This window comes from Tessaracoccus luoxuelianae, from assembly GCF_054483915.1.
Genome location: NZ_CM137013.1, coordinates 1,177,538 through 1,201,195 on the forward strand (window position 1 = coordinate 1,177,538; position 23,658 = coordinate 1,201,195).

The 23,658-nt window shown below is 69.7% G+C and carries 24 protein-coding genes and 1 tRNA gene; 10 read left to right on the plus strand and 15 right to left on the minus strand.

Going from position 1 to position 23,658, the window contains the following annotated elements; all coding sequences use genetic code 11:
• Positions 1-67: 67 nt before the first annotated feature.
• From ACX1D1_RS05050 to ACX1D1_RS05080, 7 genes are all read right to left on the minus strand, one after another.
• A complete protein-coding gene (locus tag ACX1D1_RS05050; protein ID WP_459056179.1) occupies positions 68-1,954 on the minus strand; it encodes a phosphoenolpyruvate carboxykinase (GTP) in 1,887 nt (628 codons plus the stop codon).
• Between the two features lie 89 nt (positions 1,955-2,043).
• Positions 2,044-3,480, minus strand: coding sequence for an NAD-dependent succinate-semialdehyde dehydrogenase (locus tag ACX1D1_RS05055; RefSeq protein WP_459056180.1), 1,437 nt, complete (start codon positions 3,478-3,480; stop codon positions 2,044-2,046).
• An 86-nt stretch (positions 3,481-3,566) separates the two neighbouring features.
• Positions 3,567-4,565 carry a trypsin-like serine peptidase gene (locus ACX1D1_RS05060; protein ID WP_182799150.1) on the minus strand — a complete coding sequence of 333 codons (999 nt, stop codon included), beginning with the start codon at positions 4,563-4,565 and terminating at the stop codon, positions 3,567-3,569.
• A 99-nt stretch (positions 4,566-4,664) separates the two neighbouring features.
• A complete protein-coding gene (locus tag ACX1D1_RS05065; protein ID WP_459056181.1) occupies positions 4,665-5,855 on the minus strand; it encodes an AI-2E family transporter in 1,191 nt (396 codons plus the stop codon).
• Between the two features lie 410 nt (positions 5,856-6,265).
• Positions 6,266-6,339: transfer RNA gene (locus ACX1D1_RS05070), tRNA-Pro, on the minus strand.
• Positions 6,340-6,381: 42 nt separating this feature from the next.
• Positions 6,382-7,290 carry a metallophosphoesterase gene (locus tag ACX1D1_RS05075; protein ID WP_459056182.1) on the minus strand — a complete coding sequence of 303 codons (909 nt, stop codon included), beginning with the start codon at positions 7,288-7,290 and terminating at the stop codon, positions 6,382-6,384.
• Entirely contained in the window at positions 7,287-9,692 is a 2,406-nt protein-coding gene (locus ACX1D1_RS05080) for a transglycosylase domain-containing protein (protein ID WP_459056183.1), read from the minus strand. Before ACX1D1_RS05080 ends, ACX1D1_RS05075 begins: the two co-directional genes overlap by 4 nt.
• 146 nt (positions 9,693-9,838) lie before the next feature.
• On the opposite strand from ACX1D1_RS05080, the gene ACX1D1_RS05085 reads away from it, so the two are divergent.
• Positions 9,839-10,150, plus strand: a complete 312-nt coding sequence (locus tag ACX1D1_RS05085) for a WhiB family transcriptional regulator (protein WP_182782108.1) — start codon at positions 9,839-9,841, stop codon at positions 10,148-10,150.
• Positions 10,151-10,196: 46 nt separating this feature from the next.
• Here ACX1D1_RS05085 and ACX1D1_RS05090 read toward each other — a convergent pair whose 3' ends face one another.
• The 7 genes from ACX1D1_RS05090 to ACX1D1_RS05120 all read right to left on the minus strand — a co-directional run bounded on the left by ACX1D1_RS05090 (position 10,197) and on the right by ACX1D1_RS05120 (position 14,152).
• The gene (locus tag ACX1D1_RS05090; RefSeq protein WP_182782109.1) at positions 10,197-10,832 is read right to left on the minus strand and encodes an NUDIX hydrolase; all 636 of its coding nucleotides are present in this window, start codon (positions 10,830-10,832) and stop codon (positions 10,197-10,199) included.
• A complete protein-coding gene (locus ACX1D1_RS05095) occupies positions 10,829-11,416 on the minus strand; it encodes a TlpA family protein disulfide reductase (RefSeq protein WP_459056184.1) in 588 nt (195 codons plus the stop codon). The genes ACX1D1_RS05090 and ACX1D1_RS05095 overlap by 4 nt, the downstream gene beginning before the upstream one ends.
• Positions 11,417-11,426: 10 nt before the next feature.
• A complete protein-coding gene (nth, locus tag ACX1D1_RS05100) occupies positions 11,427-12,098 on the minus strand; it encodes an endonuclease III (RefSeq protein WP_459056185.1) in 672 nt (223 codons plus the stop codon).
• Entirely contained in the window at positions 12,098-12,562 is a 465-nt protein-coding gene (locus ACX1D1_RS05105; RefSeq protein ID WP_182782112.1) for a RidA family protein, read from the minus strand. Before ACX1D1_RS05105 ends, nth begins: the two co-directional genes overlap by 1 nt.
• Entirely contained in the window at positions 12,559-12,714 is a 156-nt protein-coding gene (gene sp36 / locus ACX1D1_RS05110; RefSeq protein ID WP_459056186.1) for a Sp36 family protein, read from the minus strand. The genes ACX1D1_RS05105 and sp36 overlap by 4 nt, the downstream gene beginning before the upstream one ends.
• A gap of 116 nt (positions 12,715-12,830) precedes the next feature.
• Positions 12,831-13,325, minus strand: a complete 495-nt coding sequence (locus ACX1D1_RS05115) for a phage holin family protein (RefSeq protein ID WP_459056187.1) — start codon at positions 13,323-13,325, stop codon at positions 12,831-12,833.
• A gap of 83 nt (positions 13,326-13,408) precedes the next feature.
• The gene (locus ACX1D1_RS05120) at positions 13,409-14,152 is read right to left on the minus strand and encodes a class I SAM-dependent methyltransferase (protein WP_459056188.1); all 744 of its coding nucleotides are present in this window, start codon (positions 14,150-14,152) and stop codon (positions 13,409-13,411) included.
• 125 nt (positions 14,153-14,277) lie between these two features.
• Here ACX1D1_RS05120 and ssd point away from each other — a divergent pair, with 125 nt between their 5' ends.
• The 4 genes from ssd to ACX1D1_RS05140 are packed head-to-tail and all read left to right on the plus strand — an operon-like array spanning position 14,278 to position 17,954.
• Positions 14,278-15,288 (plus strand): septum site-determining protein Ssd, encoded by a 1,011-nt coding sequence (gene ssd / locus ACX1D1_RS05125; protein WP_459056189.1) that lies wholly within the window; start codon positions 14,278-14,280, stop codon positions 15,286-15,288.
• A complete protein-coding gene (locus ACX1D1_RS05130) occupies positions 15,281-16,426 on the plus strand; it encodes a TadA family conjugal transfer-associated ATPase (protein ID WP_459056190.1) in 1,146 nt (381 codons plus the stop codon). The genes ssd and ACX1D1_RS05130 overlap by 8 nt, the downstream gene beginning before the upstream one ends.
• On the plus strand, positions 16,420-17,226 hold the full coding sequence (locus tag ACX1D1_RS05135) for a type II secretion system F family protein (protein WP_459056191.1): 807 nt from the start codon (positions 16,420-16,422) through the stop codon (positions 17,224-17,226). The genes ACX1D1_RS05130 and ACX1D1_RS05135 overlap by 7 nt, the downstream gene beginning before the upstream one ends.
• The gene (locus tag ACX1D1_RS05140) at positions 17,223-17,954 is read left to right on the plus strand and encodes a type II secretion system F family protein (protein WP_459056192.1); all 732 of its coding nucleotides are present in this window, start codon (positions 17,223-17,225) and stop codon (positions 17,952-17,954) included. The genes ACX1D1_RS05135 and ACX1D1_RS05140 overlap by 4 nt, the downstream gene beginning before the upstream one ends.
• 1 nt (position 17,955) lies before the next feature.
• Here ACX1D1_RS05140 and ACX1D1_RS05145 read toward each other — a convergent pair whose 3' ends face one another.
• Positions 17,956-18,585 (minus strand): polysaccharide deacetylase family protein, encoded by a 630-nt coding sequence (locus ACX1D1_RS05145; RefSeq protein WP_459056193.1) that lies wholly within the window; start codon positions 18,583-18,585, stop codon positions 17,956-17,958.
• 589 nt (positions 18,586-19,174) lie between these two features.
• On the opposite strand from ACX1D1_RS05145, the gene sftH reads away from it, so the two are divergent.
• From sftH to mgrA, 5 genes are all read left to right on the plus strand, one after another.
• Positions 19,175-21,364, plus strand: a complete 2,190-nt coding sequence (gene sftH, locus ACX1D1_RS05150) for a DNA 3'-5' helicase SftH (RefSeq protein ID WP_459056540.1) — start codon at positions 19,175-19,177, stop codon at positions 21,362-21,364.
• A gap of 146 nt (positions 21,365-21,510) precedes the next feature.
• Positions 21,511-21,711 carry a DUF4244 domain-containing protein gene (locus tag ACX1D1_RS05155; RefSeq protein ID WP_182782125.1) on the plus strand — a complete coding sequence of 67 codons (201 nt, stop codon included), beginning with the start codon at positions 21,511-21,513 and terminating at the stop codon, positions 21,709-21,711.
• A 21-nt stretch (positions 21,712-21,732) separates the two neighbouring features.
• Positions 21,733-22,083 carry a hypothetical protein gene (locus ACX1D1_RS05160; protein ID WP_459056194.1) on the plus strand — a complete coding sequence of 117 codons (351 nt, stop codon included), beginning with the start codon at positions 21,733-21,735 and terminating at the stop codon, positions 22,081-22,083.
• A gap of 59 nt (positions 22,084-22,142) precedes the next feature.
• A complete protein-coding gene (locus ACX1D1_RS05165) occupies positions 22,143-22,442 on the plus strand; it encodes an Rv3654c family TadE-like protein (RefSeq protein WP_459056195.1) in 300 nt (99 codons plus the stop codon).
• 84 nt (positions 22,443-22,526) lie between these two features.
• Complete coding sequence (gene mgrA, locus ACX1D1_RS05170) at positions 22,527-23,576, plus strand: L-glyceraldehyde 3-phosphate reductase (protein ID WP_459056196.1); 1,050 nt, start codon at positions 22,527-22,529, stop codon at positions 23,574-23,576.
• The last annotated feature ends 82 nt before the right edge of the window (positions 23,577-23,658 follow it).

Consider the following 23,658-nt stretch of genomic DNA (forward strand, 5'->3'; position numbering starts at 1 on the left):
AGTGAGAATCCGGGGAGATGGCGCCCATAGCGGGCCATCTCCCCGGATTCTCACCGTTTGAGCCAGGTCAGACCTCCGTCGGCGTCCTCCCGAACGCCGTCTCCAACGTCCGCAGCTCGTCGACGAGCTCGCGCGGCAGCCGCCAGCCGAAGGTATCGAACCAGCGCCCGATGCGCGGCACCTCGTCGCGCCACTCGTTCTCCTTGTAGGACACCACCTCGCGCAGGTCGGCCTCGTCGATCGTCAGGCCCTCGACGTCGAGGCTGCCTGCCGCGGGGAGGAAGCCGATCGGCGTCTCCACCGCCTCGGTCAGGCCGTCGACGCGCTGCGCGATCCACTTCAGCACCCGGGAGTTCTCCCCGAAGCCCGGCCACATGAAGCGGCCGTCGGTGTCGCGGCGGAACCAGTTGACGTAGAAGACCTTGGGCAGCAAGTCCGCGTCGGCGTGGCGTCCGATGCTGATCCAGTGCTGCACGTAGTCGGCGACGTGGTAGCCGATGAAGGGCAGCATCGCCATCGGGTCGCGGCGGAGCACCCCCACCGCTCCCGAGGCCGCGGCGGTGGTCTCCGAGGAGCAGGTGGCCCCCATGAAGACGCCGTGCTGCCAGGTCCGTGACTGCATCACCAGCGGGATGGTGTTCTCGCGCCGGCCACCGAAGACGATCGCATCCAGCGGAACCCCCTGGGGGGAGTGGTAGTCCTCCGACAGGATCGGGCACTGGTCGATCGGTGTGCAGAAACGGCTGTTGGGATGGGCCGCCTTCTCGTTGGGTCGCCCGCCGACGGGGCCCGTGCCCGCGCGCCACTCGCGGCCCTTCCAGTCCGTCAACACCGCGGGCGGCTCCTTTGTCATGCCCTCCCACCACACGTCGCCCTCGGGCGTCAGCGCCACGTTGGTGAAGATGGTGTTGCCGCCCTCCAGGGAGAGCATCGCGTTGGGGTTGGTGTCATGGCTGGTGCCCGGCGCCACCCCGAAGAAGCCCGTCTCGGGGTTGGTGGCGTAGAGGCGGCCGTCTGCCCCGAAGCGCAGCCAAGCAATGTCGTCGCCGAGGGTCTCGACGGTCCAGCCGGGGATGGTGGGGTCCAGCATCGCGAGGTTGGTCTTGCCGCACGCCGACGGGAAGGCCGCCGCGATGTGGTACGCCCGGCCCTCCGGCGAGATCAGCTTGAGGATCAGCATGTGCTCGGCGAGCCAGCCCTCGTCGCGGGCCATGGCGGAGGCGATCCGCAGTGCATAGCACTTCTTGCCCAGCAGGGAGTTGCCGCCGTAGCCGGAGCCGTAGGACCAGATGACGCGTTCGTCGGTGAAGTGGACGATGTACTTGATCTCGTTGCACGGCCACGGCACGTCCTCCTGCCCGTCCACCAGCGGCATCCCGACCGAATGCAGGGCGGGCACGAAGTCCGCGTTCGTCTCCTCCATGCGGGCGAGCGTCTCGGCGCCCATCCGCGTCATGATCTTCATCGAGATGGCCACGTAGGCCGAATCTGAGATCTCCACGCCGTACTTCGGGTCCTCGGCGTCCATGGAGCCCATGCAGAACGGCATCACGTACATGGTGCGCCCGGCCATGCAGCCGTCGAACAGCGGCGTCATGATCCGCTTCATCTGGTCCGGGTCCATCCAGTTGTTGGTGGGTCCGGCGTTGCGCTCGTCCTTCGAGCAGATGAACGTCTGATCTTCCACGCGGGCGACGTCGTCGGGGTCCGTGCGCGCCAGGACGGAGTTGGGCTTCAGCGTCTCGTTGAGCCGGACGACGGTGCCCTTGGCCTCCAGTTGACCCACCAGCGCGTCGTACTCGGCGTCCGAGCCGTCGCAGTAGTGGATCGCCTCCGGCTTGCAGAGCCGAACGACCTCGTCGAGCCAGGCCAGGAGCTTGGGGTGGGTGGGTGCCACGCCGGTGGCGGGAAGATCGGTCCGGGTCCTCTGGCGGGTTTCGGTGGCGGTTGACATGGGTCTCCTCGTTGCGGCACTGCGTCGGAAGCGCTCGTCGTTGAGCGCTTCCACCCCAACCGTAGCCCTGGGACCGTGCGGACGTGCTGTCAGAGGGCCATCCCGATGTACTTGATCTCCAGGAACTCCTCGATGCCTTCAGGGCCGCCTTCGCGCCCCAGTCCCGAGCTCTTGACGCCGCCGAAGGGGGCCGCCGGGTTCGAGACGAGGCCGGAGTTCAGCCCCACCATGCCGGACTCGAGGCGCTCGGCCGTCGTGATCGCCTCCGTGAGGTCCTCGGCGAAGACGTAGCTCATCAGGCCGAAGTCGGTGTCGTTGGCCAGGGCAACCGCCTCGTCGACGGAGTCCACCGCGACGATCGGCGCCACCGGGCCGAAGATCTCCTCCCGGAAGCACCGCGACGAGGGGGCCACGTCGGCCAGCACCGTCGGCTGCATGAAGTGGCCCGGCCCGTCGACGCGCGCCCCGCCCACGACCACCCGGGCGCCGTCCTCGACGGCCTCCCGGACCATCGCCTCCACGTCGTCCAACGCAGACGCGGAGACCAGCGGCCCCACCTCGACCCCGTCGGCCAATCCGTCACCCACGCGCATGGCGCCCACCCGGGCGGCGAGCTTGGCCGTGAACTCCTCCACCAGGCCGCGGTGCACGATCATCCGGTTGGCCGCCGTGCAGGCCTGGCCGATGTTGCGCATCTTCGCCACCAGCGCACCCTCGACGGCGCGGTCCACGTCCGCGCTCGGCAGCACCAGGAACGGCGCGTTGCCGCCGAGCTCCATGGACGTCTTCAGGACGTTCGCCGACGCCTGCTCCAGCAGCTTCACGCCCACGCTGGTGGACCCGGTGAAGGTCAGCTTCCGCAGCCGTCGGTCGGCGATCAGGGGGCCGGTGGTGGCCGAGGCCGACGACGACACGAAGCAGTTCACCACCCCGGCCGGCACTCCCACCTCGTCGAACACGTCCATGAGCAGCAGCGACGTCAGGGGTGTCAGCTGGGCGGGCTTCAGCACCGCGGTGCAGCCGGCCGCCAGCGCCGGCCCGAGCTTGCGGGTGGCCATCGCCAGCGGGAAGTTCCAGGGCGTGATCGCCAGGACCGGGCCCACCGGCTGCTTGGTGGTCAGCAGGCGCTGCCCGCCGACGGGGGCGACGGTGTAGCGCCCGTGGATGCGCGGGGTCTCCTCGGCGAACCACCGGAGGAACTCGGCCCCGTAGGTCACCTCGCCGCGCGCCTCAGCCAGAGGCTTGCCCATCTCCCGGGTCATCGTCTCGGCGAACTCGTCTGCCCGCTCAATGATCCGTGCCCAGGCGGCCCGCAGCAGCTCGCCCCGGAACCGGGGCTCGGTGGCCGCCCATCCGGCGGCGGCGTCGGCGGCGGCGTCCAGGCATGCCATCGCGGTCGCGGCGTCCGCGTCGGCCACCTTGGTGAGCTCCTCGCCGGTGGCGGGGTTCTCGACGCTCAGCGTGGCCTCGTCGTCGGTGAACCGGCCGTTGATGTAGTGGGTGGTGCGTAGCGCTGTCCAGGTCATCTCCGAGTCCCTCCGTAGCCCGTCACCCAGCTTAGAGCGGGGTGACGGGCCACGGGTGAGCGGGGGTACCAGGCGGCCGAGGCGGCTCAGCTGACGATCGTGTTCCTCGTCGCGGTGGTGGCGGCGCTGAACAGGGCTGCGGTCTTGTCGTTGAACATCGGCCCGTGCATCGCCTCGATCCCCGAGTAGCCGTAGGAGTTCACCGACATCGTGATTCCACTGCCTCGGCCCTCGTTGAAGGGGGCGTACCAGGGGCCGCCGGAGGAGCCGCCGGTCATGTCACTGACCACCCGGTAGGTCCGATCGTTGTTGAGCGGATCGGTGTCCAACGGGCCCTGCGAGTAGATGAGTTCCTTGCCGGCGTAGGGTGTTCCGGCGGGGTAGCCGAACAGGAACGTATCCGCGCCAACGGAAACCTCGTCGAAGGCGATCTCCTGGGCCCCGACGGTCTTGTCCAGTTGCGCCAAGGTCTTTCCGTTGCCGCCGAGGCCGACGACGGCGAACGCGAAGTCGTGCAGGGTGGCCTGGGTGTTGAACTTGCGCTGCGAGGTGAAGCCCTCGTGAGCCACGAGGGCCGTGGCCGTCCAGCAGCCGTAGGTGGTCTCGGCGCAGAACGACCCGCTGGTGGTGAGCGCGACGGCGTTCGAGTCGTAGTCCGGGATGAACACCCAGTTCGTCGCGAACTTGGACTTCTGGTTGTCGAAGACGCAGTGGGCCGCGGTCACGATGATCGACCTGGTGCTGTCGCCGTCCTCGATCACGGAAGCGGAGCACACGTAGTAGGACCTGCCCATCGCGAACAGCACCTTGCCGGTGGTCTTCTGGACGAGACCACCACCAGGCCAGGGTTCGCCGAGCGTGGCGGTGGCGGCCAGCGCAGCCTCCGAGAAGGTGCCGGTGGCCGGATCGCGCACGAAGTCGCGGGGCTTGGCCTGGGCAACCTTGTCCTTGGTCCAGAAGTCGACGATGCGCTGATGCTCAGCGCGGGCGCCACTGTCGGCCGAGGCCTGCGCGGCGGGGATCAGACCGAAGGCGAGCAGCAGGCTCGCCATCAGCGCGACCGGTCGGAGGATTTTCGCGATCATCGTGCTCGCTCCTTGTGTCCTGAGTGCGTCGACAGGTTCACCCCGGCCGACGATGCGACCGATCGTATGCCCGCGCCCGGTCCACGCGAGGGCATTGGATCAGGATTTGGGGCGGACCTTCGCGTCCTGTCGCGGGATGTAGATCTCCTTGATGATCATCAGCAGCGACGCCGTGACGGGCACCGCAACCAGGGCGCCGAGCAGTCCGAGCAGGGTGGCGCCCACCATGGCGCCGATCAGCACCAGCGATCCCGGAATATCGACGGCCTTGGTCATCACGCGCGGGGTGAGCACGTAGGCCTCGATCTGCATGTAGGCGAACATCACGACGGCGAAGATCAGCGCCGTCACGGGGGAGGCGAAGAGCGTGACGGTGGTGATCAGGATCCAGGACAGGACCGGGCCGATCATCGGAATGAAGGTGATGAACAGGGCCAGGAAGGACAGCAGGGCCGCGAAGGGGGCGCCGAGGATGGTCATGAGGACGAAGGTGAAGGCGGCGTTGGCGGCGGCCAGGATGGCCATGCCTGACACGTAACCGCCCACCGATTCGACGATCCGGTCGGTCATCGTGCCCAACCGGGGGCGGGCGTGCGCCGGTGCGAGCTGCTGGAGGGCCCTCTTCATGGGGTCAAGCGAGGCCAGGAAATAGAGGGTGAGGACCAGCACGATCAGGCTCGTGGAGACGAAGTCCACCAACCCCGTGCTGACGGCCAGCGCGCCTCCACCGATCGCGAGGAGGTTCTCCGGGTTCGACAGCCAGGCCTGCGCCCGGGCGAACAGCGCCTCGTAGAGGTCGCTCTGCCCGGTCGCGGCGGTCAGCGCCTTGAACCAGTCGGTGTTCTGGACGTTAGAAAGGTACCCGGGCACCGCTGCCGCCAGCTGCGTCACCTGCCCCACCGCTGCCGGCGCGATGAGGGCGATCACCCCGCCGAGGATGAGTGCGAATCCGGCGAACACGACGGCGATGGCCAGCCCACGCGACATTCGATGGTTGCCCAGCCACAGCACGACGGGTTCCAGCGCCATGGCGATGAACAGCGCCGCTCCGATGGAGACGAGCACCGTCGACAGGGCGGACAACGACCCTCCCAGCGAGATCGCCACGAGGGCGCCCGCGGTCGCGGTGAAGCCCCACATGAAGGGGTGGCCCAGGTCGACGGCGAACCGGGACCGGCGACGCGTGTCTCGCCTCGCTACCGGCGGCGTCGGCTCCAGCTCGGATACAGCTGTGGCGGCAGGTGGTGTAGCGGGTGGCGTGGCGGGGACACTGGGTTCCGTCTCGGACATGCGAGCAGCGTACGGTCCCGCGCGACACGCGGCGCGTCGGGTTGGTGTTCCGGGACTACGTCCCTCCAACCCCTTCCTCGGCCTAGGAAGTGAACAAGCTCCGAGTCCCAGAAACGCAACGAGTCCGAGGAAGGGAGCTTGCTCACTTCTCTCGGACTTCGTCGGGGTGTTCCGGGACTACGTCCCTCCAACCCCTTCCTCGGCCTCGGAAATGGACAAGCGCCGAGTCCCTGGAAAGCAAAAAGTCGAGAGGTACGGGCGCCTGCCCATTTCTCTCGACCTTCGTCGGGGTGTTCCGGGACTACGTCCCTCCAACCCCTTCCTTGACCTCGGGGATGAACAAGCTCGCAGTTGACCTGAAATGCGAAAGACCGAGAGCTGATGAGCTTGCTCATCCCTCTCGGTCTGCGTCGGGGTGACAGGATTTGAACCTGCGGCCTCGTCGTCCCGAACGACGCGCGCTACCAAGCTGCGCCACACCCCGATTGGCCCAAGGACCAACCGAGATACTAGCCCATCGGCCCCGTCAGCGCGAAACCGGACGAAGGGTCAGCAGCGTGACCTCGGGACGGCAGGCGAACCGGTACGGGGCGAAGGGGGAGGTGCCCACGCCCGCCGAGACGTGCAGGTGGGCGGTGTGTCCGCCAGCGGTGTGTGTGGAGAGGCCCTTGACCCGGGCGGGGTCCAGATCGCAGTTGGTGATGAGTGCGCCGTAGCCAGGGACGCAGACCTGCCCGCCATGGGTGTGGCCGGCGAAGATCAGGTCCATCCCATCCGCGGTCATGGCATCCAGCAGCCGCAGATAGGGGGCGTGGGTCACGCCGATGTTGAGGTCCGCGGAGGCATCGGCCGGGCCCTCCACCATCGCGTAGCGGTCGCGGCCCAGGTGCGCGTCGTCGACTCCGCGGAACGCCAACCGGTACCCGTTGACCTCCAGAGCAGCCCGACGGTGGGTCAGGTCCACCCAGCCATGCTTGGTCATGCCGTCACGCAGCTTCTCCCACGGAAGGTTGGGCGCAGTCGGCCCCTTGGCCTCCGATTTGCCGTGTGCGAGGTACAGCAGCGGGTTGCGGAAGTGTGGCTTGAAGTAGTCGTTGGAGCCGAACACGAACACTCCGGGCACGAACCTCAACTTGTTCCACGCGGCGAGCAGCGGGAAAACTGCCTCGGCCTGCGCGATGTTGTCCCCGGTGTTGATGACCAGATCAGGCTCCAGCGCCGCCATCGAGCGGATGAAGTCCAGCTTGAAGTGCTGGCTGGTGGTGAGGTGGATGTCGGACATGTGCAGAATCCGGATCGGCCGCCCCCCGGCAGGCAGAATCGGGAGCTCCACCTGCCGGACAGTGAACAGCGCAGCCTCGATCAGCCCCCAGCCGAAGCATGCCGCGCCGAGGGCAGCCGTGGCCCCGACGGCGCGCAGAACCGGCCGCGTCATTCGTTGGGGTTGCCGGGCTCGGCGTTGCCAGGCGGCGCAGGGGCCTCCTCGGCGGGAGGAGCCGGGTCGGCCGGAGCTTCGGGAGCCGGCGCCACAGGCTCAGGCCGGGGAACGGGCTTCGGGCCCAGGGAGACCTTCAGTGACACCGTCGAGAACTTGATGGCCGAGCCCGTCGGCGAGATGCCCAGGAAGGTGCCCGCTGGGCGGCTGCTGTAGACGCTCCAGCGCTGGGTCTGGAAGCCGGCGGCCTCAAGCGTGCGCTTGGCCTCGTTGTAGCCCATCCCGGACACGTCCGGCAGCGGCACCTTGACGCCCTCAAGCACCTCGGTGGTGGGCTTGGTGAAGGCAGTCTTCGGCTTGTCCGCCAGCGCGGAGGCCATGGCGGCCTTCCAGATCAGGCCCGCGTCCCCACCGCCGGAGCCGCGCAGATACGTGCCGCTGGGGAGCCTCACGTTCTTGAGCGTCTTCCGCTTGGATTCGTACCAGGGGTTGGTCTTGTCGATGGCGATCCAGGCGGCGCCGGCCATCTCCGGGGTGTAGCCCGCGAACCAGACGGCCTGGTTCTCGCTGATCGTGCCTGTCTTGCCGGCCTGGGGGCGGCCGTCGCTCAGGCGTGCCGGGCGCCCGGTGCCGTTGTCGATGACGCTCTTGAGGATGTAGTTGACGCCGTCGGCGATCTCGGGTCGGATCACCTGCTTGCAGTCGGCCGGTGGCACCGCCAGGGAGCTGCCGTCCTTGGTGGTGACCGCTTCCAGGATGATCGGGGTGCAGTGGATGCCCCGGTTGGCGAAGGTTGCGTAGGCCTCGGCCATTGACAGCGGCGTGACCTCGGAGGTGCCGAGCACGAAGGTGGGGTAGTTCTGGTTGATGCGCAGGTCCTGACCGGTGGACATCTTGACGCCGGCGGCCTTGGCCATGTCGATGGAGGCGCAGATCCCGGCGTCGGCCTCAAGTTGCATGAAATAGGTGTTCACCGAGTCCTCGGCGCCCCGGATCATGTCGATCAACCCGTAGCCGCGGTTGTAGTTGCGGACCGTGTGGTCCTGCTTGAACACGAAGGGTCCGGTGCAGTTCTTGAACGTCATGCCCTCAAGCGGCAGCGCCTCGGGGGCGTTGTACTGGCGATCGGGGGTCATGCCGAGGTCCAGTGCCGCTGCCATCGTGAACGTCTTGAACGTGGACCCGGCCTGGTAGCCCTCTGCACCGCCCATCGACTTCTCGACGTTGTAGTTGTAGTAGGTCTCGCCGGCGTCGGTGCCCATGTCCGGCCGAGACTGTGCCATGGCTACGATGAGCCCGCTGCTCGGCTGGATCAGCGCCGCCCCCGCCAACACCGGATCCGTGGGTGCGATCAGGTCTGCGACGGCTGCCTCGGCTGCGGCCTGGGCGGTTGGGTTGATCAGGGTCTGGATGGTGAGCCCGCCCCGGTTGAGCAGGTTCTCCCGCTCCTCGGGTGTGGCGCCCATGCTCGGCATCTGGTCGCTCAGCAGGGTGCGGCGGACGTAGTCGCACAGGAAGGGGTACGGCGAGGCGGTGCAGCCGTTGGGGGTCCGCTTGACCGTGGCCTGGTCGAAGGGGACCGCCTTGGCCTCCGCCGCGCGCTCCTCGCTGATGATGCCCAGCTCGGCCATGCGGTTGAGCACGACGTTGCGGCGCTCGATGGCCTTCTCTGGATTCTTCACCGGGTTGGTCGACACGGGGTTCTGCACGAGCCCGGCCAGCATGGCCGCCTGCTCCAGGGTCAGATCCTTGGCGGTGGTGCCCCAGTAGTGTTGGGCGGCGGCTTCGACGCCGTAGGCGCCGTCACCGTAGTAGGCGATGTTGAGGTAGCGCTCCAGGATCTCGTCCTTGGTGAGCCGCTCCTCCAAGGCCATGGCGTACCTGGCCTCGATGATCTTGCGGTCGATGGTCACCTCGGTGGCCTTGCGCACGCCCTCCTCGTCGCCGGCTGCCACGGCCGATTCCACCCGAACGAGCTTGACGTACTGCTGCGTGAGTGTCGAGGCGCCCTGGGTGTCTCCGGTCATCGTCTTGACGAACGCTCGGCCGAAGCCCTGGAAGTCGATCGCGCCGTGCTCGTAGAAGCGATGGTCCTCAATGGCGATCTGGGCGTCCTGCATGGCCGGGGCGATCTCGGAGAGCGGCACGTAGATGCGGTTCTCGTTGAAGAACGTGGCCAGCACCTGCCCATCGGCCATCAGGATCCGGGAGCGCTCGGACTGGGGAGGCGTCTCGAGGTCCGCGGGGAGGTACTCCAGCGACTCGGCGGCCAGCTTGGCGCTTCCGCCCGCGAGCGCGGCGAAGGGCACCGCGAGGCCCGACAGGAGGAGGCCGGCGAGCACGCTCACCGCGAGAAACATGAGGACGGAGTACGCCTTCTGGCTGAGGGAGGCAGACTTCATTGCCCCAGTTTACGTGACGGGTCCCAGGAGGCCATGGTCCGCGGCTTGGCTTGCGTTTTTGCTGGCCGGATACCCCTGTTGCGGAGTACCGCTGATGCGCTAGCGTGCATGTCATCTGACAGTGACTGCGCAAGGGAGGGCAGCTGATGTCCCTGGCTGAAGTGAGCGAATGGACGCTCCATGCCAAGTGCCGCGAAATGGCTGACGCACTATTTCCGGAAGGCAAGGACCAGAAGCGCGCGAGATCGGTATGCGTCGGGTGCCCGGTCCGCTCCGAGTGCCTTGCAGAGGCCTTGGACAACCGCATCGAGTGGGGCGTCTGGGGCGGCATGACGGAGCGGGAGCGACGCGCTCTCCTCCGCTCGCGCCCGGATATCGACTCGTGGCACGACGTGCTCGTCGAGCACCATGACACCCCGGGGGCACACATCTCAGTGTTACCCACCCGCCAGATCTGAAGTTCTGGCGACGGCGCACGGCCCTGCCGTGCGCCGTCGGCGTCTCTCAATCGCGCATGTAGCGGGCCGGGATGTCGGCGACCCGGCCACGGTTCCAGGGTTTGGCCCAGCCGCCCAACTCAAGCACCCAGTCCACCAGGTGCGCGGTCAGGCCCCAGATGAACTGATCGCCGAGCACGAACGCCGGCCCCTCGAAGCCGCTCGGGTGATGACCCGTCAACCGGACCTCCGCCGATGACAGGGCGGAGACGCCGAAGGCGTGCACGGCGCCGGTCTCGGCCGGGTCGCGGGGCGCTAACCGGTGCCCGCCGGGCCATACCGCCACCACCGTCGTCACGTCATAGCCGGAGGCAGGGACCCACAGCGGTGGCAATTCGCCCAGCACGGTGACGTGTTCTGCGGCCAGGCCGATCTCCTCGTTGGCCTCCCTCAACGCCGTGTGGCGCCGGTCCCGGTCCGTCGCGTCGACGGCGCCCCCTGGCAGGGCGATCTGGCCGGCGTGACGGCGCATCGTCTCGGCCCGGGTCACGAAGGTGAGCGACGGGTCCTGCTCATCGGTGAACAGCATCAGCACCGCGGCAGCGCGCTCGCCTCGTGGGGTGCGGTGCACGTCTATCTCACGCGCAGCAGGCCCCCGGACCAGGGCGTGGCAGAGGGCCTCGAACGTCTCTGGATGCCTCACCGCACCCCCAGGTAGTCGTCGGCCATCGTGAGAAGTTGCTCGGTGGAATCGAAGGGCCCCGCGTGGACGCCGACGATCCTGCCGTCGGCGTCGACAAAGTACGTGGTGGGCAGGCCCGGCACCCGCAGGGGCACCTGAAGGGACTTGTCGGCGTCGATCACATGCGGATATCTCCACCCGACAAGCCCAGCGAACTCGATGGCCCACTCCGGCCTGGGGTCGTTGTAGTTGACGCCGACGAAGGCCACCCCGTCGAGCTCGGCGAGGCCCGCCCTCAGGTAGGGCGATTCCTCGCGGCAGGGCCCGCACCACTGGGCCCACAGGTTCACGACGGTGGGCTTCCGCTCAAGTCCGGCCAGATTGACGACGGCGTCGCTGCCCAGGCAGGTCAGCTGGGTCTGCGGTAGTCCGCCGGCCACCTGGAGTGTCGCGGGGTCGGTGACCGGGCAGTCTGGGAGGCCGTACTCCACCCTGAGCGACGCGAGATCCACCGGCGCCGAGCTGGGCGGCTGCGAGGTCACGGCCGTCGGAGAGCACGCAGCCAGCGCGAGCGCCGCGGCGAGGGCAAGGAGGCGTGGGATCACAATGCCGAGATTACCCGCGCGGCTCGCGGATCAGCTGGGCGGCGATGGCGGGATCCTGCTCGCCGATTCCGCTGCTCGGGCACAGATCGCGGACGGGGCACGCGCCGCATGCGGGCCTTCGAGCGTGGCAGCAGCGCCGCCCGTGCCAGATCACCCGGTGGCACAGCATCACCCAGTCCTCAGGCGGGAACAGGGCGGCGACATCGCGCTCCACCGCGTCCGGCTTGGTGCTCCCGGTCCACCCCAGGCGGCCCGCAACGCGGATCAGGTGGGTGTCCGGAGTGACCCCGGGGATCCCGAAGGCGTTGCCCAGCACCACGTTCGCGGTCTTCCTGCCGACGCCTGGCAGCGTGATCAGCCCGGCAAGAGTGTTCGGGACGCGGCCGTCGAAGTCGTCGACGATGCGGCGCGCGAGTCCGATGATGGCCGCGCTCTTCGCGCGGAAGAAGCCCACGCTGAGGATGATCTCCTCGACATCAGCGGCGTCCGCCTCGGCCAGTGCGAGCGGGGTGGGGAAGCGGGCGAAGAGGCGCGGGGTGACGGTGTTGACGCGTCTGTCCGTGGACTGCGCGGAGAGCACGGTTGCGACGAGGAGCTCGAACGGTGTGGTGTAGTCCAGCTCGCACCGGGCCTCCGGGTAGGCCTGCGCCAGCGCGCTGTGGACGGCCGAGGCCCGGTCCATCAGACCTCGACGATCAGCTCGACCTCGACGGGGGCGTCCAACGGCAGCACCGAGACACCGACCGCCGATCGGACGTGGGCGCCCGCCTCGCCGAACACCTCACCGAACAGGGCCGAGGCGCCGTTGGCCACCGCCGGTTGGGCGGTGAAGCCCGGCTCGCTGGAGACGAACACCACCACCTTGAGCACGCGGCGGATGTGGTCCACCCCGCCGGCCACCTCGGCTGCGGCTGCCAGGGCGTTGAGCGCGGCCAGCCGGGCGGCCTGCACGCCTGTCTCCTGGTCCACCTCGCCTCCGAGCTTGCCGGTGGCGATCAGCCGCCCGTCGACGCTGGGCAGCTGGCCAGAGGTCCACACCTGGTTGCCCACCAGCGTGGCAGGCACGTAGGCGGCCACGGGTGCTGCAACCGGCGGGAGGTCGATGCCCAGCTCGGTCAGCCGCTGCGTCGCGGAGGTCCCGCTCACTGCTGGGGGCGCTTGAAGTATCCGACGAGCGTGTCCGGGTTGGGCCCGGGGGCGAGCTGGATGAGCTCCCAGCCGTCCGACCCGAAGTTGTTGAGCAGTTGCTGCGCCACGTGCGAGAGGATTGGCGCCACGAAGTATTCCCACTTGGTCATGAGGCCCAGCCTGCCATGTCTGCAGGCTGGGCGACACTCGGCGCCAGGCGTCCATGTTCAGATGGAGGGGTGCCGGATCGCCCGATCCGGTGCGCCGCAGCCGAGGCATGGGAACACTAGGGACGCCCGAACGTGCTGTCGAGATCCGCGTCGCGGAAGCGCGGGAGATCGTCGGGCTTGATCACCACGTCAGCGCTCTTCGTGCGCGACGCGATGGCCGCGACCACCGCGTCGAGTGTGGCCTTGGCCTCGGCGATGGTGGCGTCCGGCTTCTTCACCTGGCGGAACTTGTTGCGGCCGAGGATCACCAGCACCAGGGCGACGACCAGCGAGAAGAGCACGCTGGCCAGGAACCCCAGGGTGAAGGACGACCACGGTCCCAGCGGCGTCACCGCGTGCAGCAGGAGGCCGAGCGCGAGCGCGATCAGGATCACCAGCATCCAGACGGCGTGGAACGCGAATACAGCGGCCCCGGCGAAGAGGCCGGCGCCGATCCCGGCGGCCTTGGCGGCGGGCTTGAGCTCGGCTGCCGCCAACTCGGATTCACGTGCGACGAAGTCTGAGACGGCATCCTTGATGTCCACCAGGGGGTGGCTGGGCTCAATAGGCATGTTGCTCCTTCCGGCAGTGGCCAGCCTAGTGGTTGTCACCGTCGGTGCGTCGGGGGGAGGGCCGGTTCAGGCGCGTCGTCGGGTCACAGCTGAATGGCCAGGGCGTGGTCGGGAAGCACAACAGGGGCGGTCAGCTCCTCGTGATCCACCCAGGCTCGCCAGCACAGAAGCTGGAAGGGCAGCCGCAGGCTCTCGCCCGGGCGAACCGCGCCGTCGTAGAGCTCTGAGACCTGGTCGAGAAGGTGGCCGAGCTGCGCGGCGTCCAGGTTGGCCGCGAGTGGTTGGGCCCTGACCAGGCCCACGAGGTCGTCGCGGCTGACGCTCTGCCAGACCCGGAATGCCCGCTGCTCAACCTCGGGGAAGTACTTGCTGGAGCTCAGGAAGTCGAGGCTGTGGTGGCCGTAGTCGCCCTTCATCGCCATCGGGTCGAATCGTCGCAGGAGTGCGGCGAGGCGGCGGACCCAGGGCACCGAGTCGTCGCGCACCAGGTACGAGGCGCTCAGACACCCACCCGGGCGGAGCACCCGGGCGAGCTGCGGGAGCGCCTGCGTGAGGTCGTAGCGGTGGAGCCCCTGGTGGATCAGCACCACCTCGAACGTGAACGGGTCCGTCGGGATCGCTTCGGGCCGAGCCATGATGGGCGTGACCGAACGCACCCGGCGCAGCCGCTCGATGCGCTGCGCGTCCTCCGACGTGGCGAACAGCGAATGCCCCGCGTCGGTCAGCCGCCTGGCCAGGTGTGGCTCGGGGTCCACAGCCAGGGCCCGCACACCGTGCCACACCGCCAGCCAGTCGAGGGCTTCGGTGGGAAGGGTGGCGCGGGTCATGGGTTCCTCTCGTACAGCGATCGCACCAAGGGTAACGGGAGGGAGATGGAGACCGCGCCGCACCAGTTGTCCACAGCTCCGGGATGGGGCGGGACGCGGGGGCCGGAGTTTGCGAACAAGGGGCTATGGACACCACTGCGTCGACGTTGCTGTGCTCCCGGGACCCTGCCGTCATCGAGGCGGTTGAAGTGGCCGCCGCGGCCATGGATGTCGGGCTCCGCGTGGCGCGGGACGCCCAGGAGGCCAGAGCGCTGTGGCCGGCCGCCAGGCTCCGGTTCCTCTCCACCGAGGTGGCGGCCCGCTGGACGTCGGCGCCGCCGGGGCGGGCGTTCCTGGTGGGCACCTCTCCAGCTGAGCTGACCCGCTGCTCCGCCCAGCTGGAACTGCCGGTGATCCCCCTGCCAGACGTCGGGGGTCGCCTCGTGGATGCATTGAAGCGCAACTCGGGCGAGGCGCTCCACCGCGGTACGACGGTGGCGCTGGTGGGCGCCGCGGGGGGCCTGGGGGTCAGCACCCTGGCGGTGTCGCTGGCCATCACAGCGGGGCGCCGTGGCACGCCGTCGGCCGTGGTGGATCTGGCCTCCTGCAGCGGGGGGCTGGATCTGGCCGCTGGAGGCGAGACGGTGGAAGGGATGAGGTGGTCGGACCTGGGCCATGCCCGCGGCGAGTTGGGTGACCTCGCGGGCAGCCTGCCCTCGCTGGGCGGAGTGGTGCTGCTGGCGCACTCGAGGGAGGCGCCGTCCGTCCCGTCGGGAGAGACGGTCGCAGCGGTGGTGGGCGCCCTGGCGCGGTCCCACCGGATGGTCGTGGTGGACTGCGGGCGCGACCCGTCGCCAACTCCGGCAGATCACACGGTGTTGGTGGTGGGGGCGGATGTCAGGTCGGTGGCAGCAGCGCGCATGCTGACGGAGGTGAAGGCGCTTCGCCCCACGTCTATCGTCGTGCGCCGTGGCCCCGGGCGCTCCCTCCCCGAGCAGGTGGTGGCGCGGGCGCTCGGCGCGCCCAGCCTGGGCCGGATGGACCACCACCGAGCGTTGCCTCGGCTGGCTGAACTCGGACTGCTGCCCGTGTCCGGGCCGGCCCGGCGGTACGCCCGGCAGGTGGGCGCCATCCTCGAGGGCCTCCCCGATGCCTGACATCGAACTGGACCGCCTTCAGGCGTCGTTGGCGTCGCTGGGGCGGCCCTTCACGCCGCTGGATGTGGTGGTGTCGCTCCGAGCCATGGGGGTGGCTGTGACGGACGCGGGGGTCCATGACGTCCTCGCAGACCTCAGACGCCACAGCGTGGGGGCGGGCCCGCTGGAGGATCTCCTGGGCAGGCCGGGGGTCTCGGACGTGGTCGTCAACGGCCCCCGGGACGTGTTCGTTGATACGGGTCAAGGGCTGGAACGCGCCCCGGTCACGTTCGTCGACGACGAGCAGGTGCGCCGCCTCGCCATCCGGCTTGCGGCAGCGGCCGGCCGTCGGCTGGACGATGCCACCCCGTTCGTGGACGGACGCCTCCCCAGCGGGGTGCGGCTGCACGCCGTGCTGGCGCCCGTGGCAGCTCCCGGCACCTGCATCTCGTTGCGTGTCCCGGCAGCCCGCAGCTTCTCGCTCCAGGATCTGGTGCAGGCGGGATCGCTCCCGGATGCCGGGGCCGCGCTGCTCCGGGCTGTGGTGGATCGACGCGTCCCGTTTCTGGTCTCAGGAGGAACAGGTTCGGGCAAGACCACGCTGCTGGCCGCCATGGTGGGGCTGATCCCACACACCGAGCGCGTGGTCCTGGTGGAGGACGCGCGCGAGCTCGTCCCAGACCACCCCCACTGCGTGCGCCTGGAGGCCAGGCCCGCCAACGCTGAGGGGACCGGCGCCATCACATTGACCACGTTGGTCCGGCAGGCGTTGCGCATGAGGCCGGACAGGGTGGTGCTCGGCGAGGTGCGCGGCGCCGAGCTGACGGACCTGCTCACGGCTCTCAACACGGGGCACGAGGGCGGCTGTGGGACCATCCACGCGAACTCGATCCAGGATGTCCCGGCGCGGCTTGAGGCCCTGGCGGCCCTCGGCGGCATGGGGCGGGAGGCCTGCCACGCTCAGGTGGCGGCGGCATTGAAGTTGGTCATCCACGTCGTCAGGGACCCGGGCGGGCGGCGACGGGTGGCGCAGATCGGGGCCTTCCGGCGCGGGGCGGACGGGCGCGTCGATGTGCTCCCTGCCGCCACCCTGACCTCCTCAGGCGTGACCTACGGAGAGGGCGGCGAGCTGCTGCGAAAGGCGGTGGGGCCGTGCTGACCGCCGCCCTCGTCGCCGGGCTCGCGGCCGGTCTCGTGGTCGGACCGCCGCCCACCGCCTCCGCGCGCAGGCTCCGGCCACCCAGGCCGGCACACGGCAACGCACTGATCGCCGTGGGCGGCGCCGGGGCTGCGCTGGCCCTGGGGGCCGCCTGGCTTGTCCTGGGCACCAGGTCGGTGCTGTGGATGGTCGCGGTGGCCGTGGTGGTGTCCACGATCGGGTGGCTGGAGTACGGTCGTCGGGCCCGGCGCGAGGAGTCCCGAGCGGCCGATGAGTGTGCCCAGGCAGCCCGGGCCCTCTCGTCGATGATGCGTTCGGGCAACATCCCCCGCGTGGCCCTGGCGGAGGGCGCCAGGGATTTCCCCGTCCTGGCCTCGGCCGCCGCGGCCGCCCGCCTGGGCTCGGACGTGGGGCGGGAGCTGGAGCGGGCTGCCGATGGGCCCGGGCGGGCGGGGCTGCGCGCCGTGGCCGCGGCCTGGCAGCTGAGCGAGCGCACCGGAGCCCCCATCGCTGACGTGTTGGGGCGGGTCGCGGAGACGTTGAGGCGGCAGCGCCAACTCGACGCAGTGGTGGCGACGGAGCTTGCCACGGCGCGCACCAGCGGCCACATCATGGCCACGCTGCCGTTCCTGGCCCTCGGCTTGGGGCTGGTCTCGGGCGTCAACACGCTGGAGTACCTGCTCACCGAGCCGCTGGGTCAGTGGCTGGTGCTGGCCGGGGTGGCGCTCACCTCGGCCGGCGTGATCTGGGTGGACAGGCTTGCCAGGACCGGAGCGCGGCAGGCTAGGGGGCGTCGATGAGCAGCGTCGCGCTGGCGGCGGCCATGGTCGCGATCGCCGTGTGGATGGTGGTGCCATGCCCTGAGGGTCGCCTGGCGGGCCTGCAGGGCGGCCGCCGAATCGGTCTGCTCCCCGGTCTGACTGGGCGGGCGGGGGCGCCCCCCGCCGGGCAGCGTGTGGCCGTCGGTGCGGCGGCAGGGCTCATGGCGGCGCTGGTGGTGGATGGTTGGGGCGGGCTGATCATCGGTGGCGGCGTGGCGCTCGCGGCGATGGTGGGCCTCGGGTTCGCCGCCCCGAGGCCGGACTGGTCCACGCTTGCCCGTGAGCTGCCGGACGCCCTCGACTTTCTGGCGGTCTGCATGGACGCCGGTCTCCCCACCGCTCATGCGGTCGGCGAGGTGGCCGGGGTCTCGCCGTCGGCTACCAAACGGCTGCTTCGGGAGGTCGCTGCCCAGCTCGCATTGGGGAGGGCTGGCCCCGCCGCCTGGGAGAGCCTGAGATCCCACCCGGTCTGGGGGCGCGTGGCGGTGGACGTGATCAGGGCCGAGCACGCCGGCACGGCCCTGGCGGGAGTCCTCCGGGACCACGCGGAGGACGCTCGGCAGGAGCACAGGGATGCTGCGGCACGACGCGCCCGGACGGTCGGCGTGAGGTCGGTGGTGCCGCTGATGGCCTGTTTCCTCCCGGCGTTCATGGCGGTGGGGGTGGTGCCCATCATCGCGAGTCTGATGCAGGGCTTCTTCGGTTGAGTCAGCGGCCGTCGTCCAGCAGGTCCGGCACCGTGGTGAAGCTGTAGCCACTGGCCCGGAGGTCGTCGATGATCCCGGGCAGCGCGTCCGCGTCCAGGGTCGAGTTGTCGTTCGGATTGGCCCCCACATGCATCAGCACGATCTGCCCGGGGCGCAGCCGGTCGAGGATCCGCTGGCGGATGATGGCGGTGGTGATCCCCTCGCTGGTGCCCTTCCAGCCGAGGGTGTCCACCGTCCAGCGAATCGGGATGTAGCCCGCCTCGTTGACCACACGGATGTCGAGGGGCGCCACGTCGCCGAACGGGAACCGGAACAGGGGCTTCGTCGTGGTGCCGGTCAGCGCGGAGATGTCCCGCTCCGCGGCTGCCAACTCCGCCCGGATGGCCTCGTTGGTGATCTGCGTGAAGTAGGGGTGGGTGTTGCTGTGGTTTCCCACAGGATACCCGGCACGGTCCATCGCGGTCACCTGCTGCGGGTAGGCGCGGGCGAAGGCGCCGGTGACGAAGAACGTGGCGGCCACGTCGCGGGCGGCGAGCGTGTCCAGGATGGACGCGACCCCCTGGGCCGAGGCGCCCCCGTCGAAGGTCAGTGCCACCACCTTCCGCTCAGTGGGGAACGCCTCGATGTCCATCCCTGCCCACAGCTGGACGAGCCCAGCGGCGGGTGCGGTGGTGCTACTGGTCGTTGTCGGTGGCGGCGCCGTGGCCGGAGCGGGGGTGGAGGTCCTCGGCGCTGGGGGGATCGTGGACGCCGCCGGTGTCGGTGTCGAGGTGCTCACAGGCGCGCTGGTGTCCGGTGGGTCGGGCGTCGTCGGCAGGCTCTCGGCCGGGGGTGCGGTCGGAGACTCAACCGGCGCTGACGGCTTCATGGTTGGGGTGCGTGACGCGGGTGAGGCCGTGCTGATCCGGCTGGAGGGGGTGGGGGTTGGATCGGCAGGGGTGCCAGGCGGGACCCCGCAGCCGACGAGCGCAAGGGCGACAATCAGCAGCCCGGCCGCCCCGGGCCGTGCCCGGTGGTGGACGGGCCCGCACAGGTCCAGTGACCGGCGCATCGTCCCCGCCTCCTTGCTGTTTCCACTGTACTCCCGCCCGGTGGGCAGGAGCCATGATCCGGCCTTGCGGAAATGAGGGATTGTCGGGGGGCGCTGGCACAGTGGGGGTGTGAAGTACGACTGGGTGCTCGGCAGGGACGAGGCGGTGGCGGTCCGGCACCGAGATCCCATGCCCGGCTGCACGGCGCCCTGGCCCGAGTGGATCTCAGCGTCGGCCGTCTCCCGGATCGAGGAGGCCGGCATTCCGGCTCCATGGCGCCACCAGAGCCAGTTCGCCGAGGCGCTGTTCGCCGGCAGGCACGCCATCGTGTGCACCCCGACAGGGTCAGGCAAGACGCTCGGGTACCTGCTGCCCATCGTCGCCGCCACCGCGGAAGGCAGGCTCGGCGTCGCGGTGGACTCCACCCGGGCGCGGCTCACCGGATCGCGCCACACGGCCCTGTATCTGGCCCCCACCAAGGCGCTGGCACACGATCAAGCCCGGGCGGCAACCGCGCTGGGGCCGGCCCGCTGGCGAATCAGCACCCTGGACGGGGACTCTGACGTGGCCGAGCGCCGGTTCGCCCGTGATCACGCTGACTTCGTCCTGACCAACCCTGACATGTTGCACTTCTCCGTGCTGCCCAACCATCAGCGGTGGGCCTCGTTCCTCGGGTCGCTGCGCTACATCGTCGTGGACGAGGCGCACCGCTATCAGGGCGTCTTCGGTGCCCACGTCGCGCAGGTGATCAGGCGGCTCCGGCGGTTGGCGGCCCAGTACGGCGCGGACCCGGTGGTGGCGCTGTCCTCAGCCACCGCCCCCAACGCGGGCGCGTTCGCGGAGACTCTCATCGGCGCCGGATGCGTTGAGGTCATCGGGCAGGACTCCTCCCCGAGCGGCCGCAGGACCGCAGTGTTGTGGCGTCCAGGGTCGTCGCTGCGAGCGGACACCGCGGAGCTCCTGGCCCAGCTGACGGACCACGAGGCGCAGACCATCGCGTTCGTCGCCTCCCGGCAGGGGGCGGAACTGGTGTCGCTGGCCGCCCAGGAGCTCTCGCGGGAGCCCGCCAGGATCGCGTCCTACCGGGGCGGCTACCTCGCAGCGGATCGCCGCACCTTGGAGGCGGACCTTCAATCGGGCGAGCTGCGAGGCCTCGCCAGCACCAACGCCCTGGAACTCGGGGTCGATGTCGCGGGCATGGACGCGGTGCTGGTGTCGGGCTACCCAGGGAAACTGTCGTCGTTCTGGCAACAGGCGGGTCGGGCGGGCAGGCGCGGTCAGGATGCCCTCGTCGTGCTTCTGGCCCGCGAGGATCCGCTCGACGCCTACCTCGTGGAGCACCCGGAGCTCGTGTTCGACGCCCCGGTGGAGCGGGCTGTGCTTCACCCGGAGAACCCTCGGGTGCTGGGACCCCACCTGGCGGCGGCAGCACAGGAGCTCCCCCTCTCGGACGCAGACCAGCAGTGGTTCGGGCCCACCGTCCCGGCGCTTGCCCGCGCCCTCGCGGACCAGGGCGTGCTGCGGCACAGGAGGGACCGCTTCTACTGGACCCGCCCCGACAGGGCCGTGGATTTCATCAACCTGCGCGCCACGGCACAGCGTCCAGTGGACATCATCGAACGTCACACCGGCAGGGTCCTGGGCGTCATCGACGTGGCGGCCGCCGATCGCACGGTGCATCCGGGGGCCGTGTACCTGCACCAGGGTGAGGCGTTCACCGTCGAGGAACTGGACCTGGAGGAGCATCAGGCGCTGGTCGTCCAGGCCAGACCCACCTATTACACCCAGGCCCAGGCGTCGTTCGACATCCAGATCGTCGCCGAAGTGGAGCGCCGCGCCCTGGGCGCCACCCAGGTGTCCCGCGGAGACGTGCGGTTGGATTCCCAGGTGATCGGCTACCTTCGGCGCGACGAGATCACCCACGAGGTGTGGGACTCGACACCGCTGGACCTTCCCCGGCACAGAATGACCACTCAGGCCGTGTGGTGGACCGTGCCGCAGTCCCTGGCCAGACGGCTCGGCTGGGCAGAGCTGCAGACGGGCGCCGCCGTGCATGCCATGGAACACACGGCCATCGGGCTCCTGCCCGCCTTCGCGCCCTGCGACCGGTGGGACATCGGAGGGGTCAGCACGGCCCTCCACCCGGACACGGGTCTGGCCACGGTGTTCGTGCACGACGGGATGGCAGGCGGGGCCGGTTTCGCGCATCGCGGGTTCGACGTCGCGGAGGACTGGCTGCGGGCCACCCTGGACAGGTTGGAGCGGTGCACCTGTGAGTCCGGCTGCCCCTCCTGCGTCGTCTCGCCCAAGTGCGGAAACGCCAATCAGGTCCTCAACAAGGCCGACGCCGCTGAGCTCCTGCGCCTCATCCTCGGCTGAGGCGGGCTTCCGTTGTGCACAGGCATCGGTGTTGTCCGTTGCCGTCGTCCACATCTCGCGTTCGTGCCCGGGAAACGCCGGAGGCTGCTTCCGAACAAGGGGGTGACCGGCTGACAGGCAGCCGGCGCACCGAAAGGACGCCTCCCATGGCTCACCTCGTTCCCACGCGCTCGGCCCGGGCCCGAACCCTGGCCCAGCGCGGACTCACCACCGTCGAGTACGCGCTCGGGCTGCTGGCCGCGGCCACCGTCGCCCTGGTGCTGCTGCGCATCTTCGGCGACAACCAGTTCTACAAGACGCTCTTCGACTGGGTGGTCAACGTCTTCACCCACATGGCCAAGGGCTGAGCCCCCGCTCCCATGACCAGCATGCGGAGATCCCGGCGGGGTGAGCGCGCCATGGTCACAGTCGAGCTCGCCATCGGGCTCGTCACGGTGGCCGTCCTGGCCACCTGCCTCGCGGGGCTCTCGCTGCTGGGCGTGGCGCAGGCCACGGTCTCCGAGTCCAGCGCGCAGCTCGCCCGCCAAGCGGCGAGGTCCGATGAGGCGGCCCTCCGCGAAGCGCGCACGCGGGCTCCCGAAGGCGCGGTGATCGATGTACAGCGGGGGAGGGACGGCGTGTCCGCCACTGTCGCGATGGCCGTGGCGGTGCCCGGCATCGGGCCTGTCGAGGTCGCCGCCACCTCCTGGGCGGCCTATGAACCCGGGGCCGGTCCGTGATGCGCCGCCGCGACGATCGGGGGGCTGCCGGGTCGGTCTTGGTGGCCGGCCTCTGCCTCGTGCTGGTCAGTACTTTCATGGGCGCGGCGGTGCTCATCCAGTGGTTCTTCATCGCACGCCGGGCGGAGCATTCGGCTGAGCTGGCGGCGCTCGCGGCCGTCAGCGCGGCGGTCTCGGGCCGGCTTCCGTGCCCTGCGGCCGAGGAGGCAGCCGCACGCAACCAGGCGGACCTCGCCGTCTGCCACGTGCGAGGCGAGGGCCGGTCCATCGTCGTGGAGGTGGGGATCCGGGCCGTGCTGCGGCCGTCACTGCCAGGGCTGCCGGGTGAGCTGGTGAGGTCGGCCACGGCCGGCACGTGAGGGCAGCTCGCATGGCTGAGGCGTGGCGGGGGAGGAGATCCGCGACACCCTCGGGCCCACCCGCGCGGCGATACAGTGCGAGGCATGACCTACATCGCCGCGGATGACCGCTACACGTCCATGCCGTATCGCCGCCTCGGGACTTCGGGGCTCAAGCTCCCGACCATTTCGTTGGGGCTCTGGCACAACTTCGGCGACGACAAACCGGTCCAGACACAACGCGACATTCTGCGCCGGGCCTTCGACCGCGGGGTGACGCACTTCGATCTCGCCAACAACTACGGTCCTCCCTACGGCGCTTCAGAGACCAACTTCGGTCGGATCATGACGGAGGACTTCACCCCGTACCGGCACGAACTCGTGATCTCGTCCAAGGCCGGATGGGACATGTGGCCCGGCCCCTACGGCTTCGGGGGGTCCCGGAAGTACCTGCTGAGCTCGCTGGACGACTCGCTGCGGCGCATGCGCCTGGAGTACGTGGACATCTTCTATCACCACCGCCCGGATCCGGAGACGCCGCTGGAGGAGACGATGGCCGCGCTGGACCAGGCAGTGCGCTCCGGCAAGGCGCTGTACGCGGGGATCTCGTCCTACTCGGCGGCTCTCACGGCGAAGGCCCAGGAGATCGCCCGCGCCCTCGGCACACCGCTGGTGATTCATCAGCCGTCGTACTCCGTGCTCAACCGGTGGGTCGAGGAGGGTGAGCCTTCCCTGTTGAAGGCCTGTCGCGATGCGGGCATGGGCGTCATCGCCTTCTCGCCGCTGGCGCAGGGCATGCTGACCGACCGCTACCTCGACGGCATCCCCGCAGACTCGCGGGCCGCGCAAGGCAAGTCGCTGGGCTCAGACCTGCTCACCGAGGACAACATCGCCCATCTCCGGTCGCTCAATCACATTGCTCAGGGCCGTGGGCAGAGCCTGGCGCAGATGGCCATCGCCTGGGCGCTGCGAGACCAGGGTGACGCGTCGGTCACCTCCGTAGTCCTCGGCGCATCGTCGGTACGGCAACTGGACGACAATCTCTCGGCCCTGGCGAAGATGGACTTCACCGCCGAGGAGCTCGCGGCCATCGACCGGCACGCAGGCGTCGAGGGCGTCAACCTCTGGCAGGGGGCCACCGACTCGGTCTCGTGACCTTCCGGGCCTCCGGGTCCAGGTCAACTGGACGGTCGGAGGGCTGGAACTGGCCGACGGGGTGGCCGCGGCTGACCGTACG